This is a genomic window from Caballeronia sp. dw_19 (genome assembly GCF_018449515.1).
Taxonomy (GTDB): domain Bacteria; phylum Pseudomonadota; class Gammaproteobacteria; order Burkholderiales; family Burkholderiaceae; genus Caballeronia.
In genome coordinates this window covers 1-603 of record NZ_JAAVUQ010000111.1, presented here as the reverse complement: position 1 = coordinate 603, position 603 = coordinate 1, and the positions used below count along the sequence as shown (strand labels likewise).

At 65.5% G+C, this 603-nt stretch carries 1 protein-coding gene; it reads right to left on the bottom strand.

Annotation, left to right across the window (positions count from 1 at the left end; genetic code table 11):
- A partial coding sequence (locus HB376_RS40615) for an Ig-like domain-containing protein (protein ID WP_213769312.1) occupies positions 1-603 on the bottom strand: 603 nt, incomplete at both ends.

The following is a 603-nucleotide window of genomic DNA, read 5'->3' as shown; positions in this document are numbered from 1 at the left end:
GACCGTGTCGCCGACCACACCCGTGCCGCTGATGGTGGGCTGATTGCCACTGGTCGCCCCGCCACTCGGAATGCTCACAAGCGTCGGGCTCGTGCCCACTGTATCAAGCACATTCGTGATGACCGGCGCCCCGGCCACAGGCATGAACGTGAACGCGACCGCATCCGATGCCGCGCCCGTCGTGCCAGCCGCGTTGGTTTGCGTGGCCGTGATGCTGTGCGTGCCAATAGCCACGTCCGTTGACGGCGTGAAGCTCCACTTGCCGGTGCCATCGACCACGGCCGAGCCGATCAGCGTCGCGCCGTCATAGATCTTGACCGTGTCGCCTGCTGTGCCCGTGCCGCTGATGTGCGGATGGCCGTCGCTTGTCGTGCTGCCCGCCGGAATTGATGCGTTGCTGTCGTCCGTCAGAACCGGCGTCGACGGTTTTGCCGGTGTGGTGGTGTCCACCACCACGGCCGTTGCCGGCGACGTCGCGCTCGGCGTGCCCGCCGGGTTCGTTTCAATCACCGTGAAGCTGTTCGAGCCGTTGGACAAGTCCGTCGATGGCTTGAATGTCCACGTGCCGTCCCCGGCAACGGTGGTCGAACCGATTACCACTCC